The 3587-nt window shown below is 53.7% G+C and carries 1 protein-coding gene; it reads right to left on the bottom strand.

Annotation, left to right across the window (positions count from 1 at the left end; all coding sequences use genetic code 11):
• Positions 1-79: 79 nt before the first annotated feature.
• Positions 80-3472: an MFS transporter gene (locus tag QZN53_RS07955; RefSeq protein WP_163438492.1), complete on the bottom strand. Its 3393-nt coding sequence runs from the start codon at positions 3470-3472 to the stop codon at positions 80-82.
• Positions 3473-3587 lie beyond the last annotated feature (115 nt).

Below are 3587 nucleotides of genomic sequence, written 5' to 3' on the forward strand. Positions count from 1 at the left end.
TACAATTTTATCTATAAAAAAGAACAGCAATTTGTATGGTGTATACAAATTGCCGTGTAATATCGTTTTGTTGTGGGGCTTATGCTTTCTTTTCGACAAGCTCCTGGGCCATTTTCTTCATTCCGTTGAAGTCCCACTTGCCGGAACCCAGCTTCGGAATGTTGTCTACCACAAATACGGCACCCGGCTGCATGAGCGGTGGAATGCCTGCCTTGCGGAGGTTGCGCGAAACGTCTTCGGCGTTCACGTTGCCCTTGACCAGGAGCACAATCTTTTCGCCCTTGGCGGAATCGGGCACGGCTGTAACGGCAAATTCGCAGTCTTCCATGACCTTGGATTCTGCAATACGCAGTTCCACTGCAGTCAGAGAAATCATTTCGCCGCCGAGCTTGGCAAATCGGCTGTAGCGGCCGAGAATCTGCACGAATCCGTCCGGGGTGAGCTTGCACTTGTCGCCCGTCTTGTACCAGCGACGGCCATTGATGTTGATGACCACAGCGTCGGTCTTTTCCTTGTCCTTGAGGTAACCCTTCATCACCTGCGGACCGGTTACCACCAACATGCCTTCTTCGCCGTTGGGCAAGAACTCGTTGGTTTCCGGATCGATGATTGCGCAAATGGCTCCAGGCACCGACATACCGATACTGGAATTGTCACTGCACTTTTCCATGGTCAAGAAGTCGTCCAGCAATACGTTCGGGGCGTTGAGCGTTGCAAGTGGCGTGAGCTCGGTGCAACCGTAGCCTTCGTAAATGTCCTTGCCGAACTTGAGCTTGAACGTTTCGCGCATTTCGGGGCGGAGCTTTTCAGCACCGGCAATGATGTAGCGCAGCGAATCCAGACACATGGGGTGGACCCAGCGGTTAATGGCGATAGCGCGCAGGAACGTGGGCGTGCCCATCATGATGGTGGTCTTGTACTGGGCGCACACGCGGGCCAAGGTCTTGATGTCGGTCGGGTCCGGGCAAAGCACCATCGGCACGCCATCTAACAGCGGCATCATGAAGGTCATGGTAAAGCCGAAAGAATGGAACAACGGGAGCAATGTGGTCATCACGTCGGTGCGGCGCAACTTGAGAATATGATCGCCTTGCTGGGCGTTGCTTATCACGTTCTTGTGGGTAAGTTCAACACCCTTCGGCGTACCTTCGGAACCCGAACTGAACAGAATCACGGCGTCGTCATCGAGCTTGGCCGAGGTAAACCACAGGCGGCGCAAAATGGCGGCCGGACAGATGCGGATAATGAATGCCGAAACAAAACGGCAAACCGTCGACATCTTGGCTTCTTCTTCGTCCAGGTAAATCATCTGGCATTTGCCGGCAATCTGGCCGAAGGCCGGGTTCTTGCCGCAGAGCTTTTCGAAGAAGGGGCGGGTCGTCACAATCGTAGAAAGGTCTGCCTTTTCGATACAGCCAAGAATCGTATCCACCGGAGCGGAGTAGTTCAGGTTCACCGTCGTCTTGCCGACGCCGAGAATGGACATGATACCGAGTGCGGCGTCGCGGCTGGTGGGCATCATGAAGCCCACGTTCTTGTCGTTCTTGGTGGCGGACTTGATCACTTTACCGAGGTAGTGGCACAGGCGAATCATGCCGTAACCGTTTACGTGGTTGCCGGCAGGGTCAATCAAAATCATGCGGCTACGGCGCTTGCGCATGGCCTTGAACCAGAGCGGAACAATGGAGGCGGAATGGCTCATGGCGATGTTCCAAATGTCGGTATCCAAAAGTTCCAGGTCGTGGCGGATTTCTTTTTCGGTTGCGTTCGTCGGCAGCGGCTTCGAAAATCCGACGCTAATGATGCGGTTAAAGGACTGCGGACGGTTCACGCATTCGCTGGCGTGGCTGTAACGGCTGCCCCAAAGACCTTGAATGTAGAAAGGAATGATCGGAGCTTCGGTGCCTTCTATTGCCTTGGAGTAATCGAGCGAGAAGGTCGATACAAACGGTGTCTTCGACACTTCGCCTTCAGGGAAGATGACGACCACTTCGCCGTTCAAAAGTGCCTTGTGGATTTCTTCCATGGCCGGGCCCGGGTCGCGGCGGTTAATGCTAATCAAGAAGTTCCCATGGAAGAACCAACGCTGGTACCAGTCGGCAAAGGTGTTGCGGTTGCTGGCGATACGGAGCGGTCTTGGAGATGCAATCTGGAGCACGGCCCAGTCGATAAAGCTGAAGTGCGGACCTACAAGAAGCGCGGGGCCGTTTTCGGGAATGTTCTGTACGCCCATGACCTTCACCTTGTAGCGGAATACGAAGGCGAACGCAAAACGGAGTGCGGCACGCAAAAGGGCCATCGGGTTGTTCTTGAGGTTTGCGATGAAGCAGAGCGCAAGAATCACTGCCAAAATCATGAAGCAGTAATCCAGCGTAATCGGTGTAAAGATCAAGAGCAGCGTCTGGCCGCCCATAATCACCACGAGCAAAGCCATCTGGATTGCGTTTGCCACAGCGTGAATACGGCCTGCGGTATCAGGACGTGTAAAGTTCTGGATCACGGTACGCAAAATCACGAAGGCTGAACCGGCACACCAGCCGATGACGCCGTATAGAATCGCTTGAACCCATCCGTTTACCAGCGGAAGTGCGAACATGGTAATGGCCGAAGCTGCTGCCGAGAAGGGAATGAGGCCTGTTTCCACAAAGCCTTTGGATGCCTTGCTGGCAGAGAACGCGCCAATCACGTAGCCCGCGGTCACGATGAACATGGAAACCGGAATCACGGCGGTGTTCAGCATGTCGGCCATGTTCTGAATCAAAATCAAGAAAATCTGAGTCACACCCCAGAAGGCGGCAAGACCGAGAATCGAAAGGCGTACAATCGGGTGGCTCCAGGTGGCCGAGAAGTTGCGCATGGGGGAGCGCATCTTGAGGCTGTCATGGGTTTCGCCGACCTTGATGCAAAAGCCTGCAATCGTGGTTACGACGCTTAAGCCAAGATAAATCCAGAGCGTCAAGTCAATGCTTACCGGAGAATCGGGCCTGCCCGAAAGTCCCATGGCAAAGAAGGCTGCGGCAGCGGTGCCAAGAACCGAAAGGGCCATGTACCAAGAGTTGATCTTGACCAGGTCCTCGCTTTCGACCATTTCTTTCATGATGCCGAGCTTAGCCGGACTGAGTACCGCTAGGAATATCCCGTACAGACCAAGGAGCCCGTAGGCAACCCATTCGGCGCCCGCCACATAGCAGACAACGACCGCAATCACCGAGGCCAGCATACCCACCGAAGACCATGCCATAACGCGGCCTTTGTGGAATCGGCCAGCAAAGTAGCTCGCTGCCGGGAGCATAAAGATGCTCGGTGCAAAAATGGCTACCTGCAACAGCATGCTGCGCCACCAAAAGGCAGAACCCTCGAACGAGAACGAAAGCCAACGCTGGAAATGGACAAACAAGCCCATTTGCACAAAAATGCTACAGAAAACAAAAATCAGGTACGCGATGGAACTCTGGTACTTCGTAAGTTTCATGATTCCTCAGTAAAAAATCTTAGAACGTAGTTCGCTGCTCAGCAGAACTTTGTACTGTAAACAGCATTCTGCCGACTGCCAACTATTTCTTCTTGAACACCTTGTAGAAGCAGAA

The sequence above is a fragment of the uncultured Fibrobacter sp. genome (assembly GCF_900316465.1).
Classification (GTDB): Bacteria; Fibrobacterota; Fibrobacteria; order Fibrobacterales; family Fibrobacteraceae; genus Fibrobacter.

Bases quoted from the DNA above. Each gene is read 5' to 3' on its own strand.
- QZN53_RS07955 (WP_163438492.1), bottom strand. From the start codon at position 3,472: ATGAAACTTACGAAGTACCAGAGTTCCATCGCGTACCTGATTTTTGTT.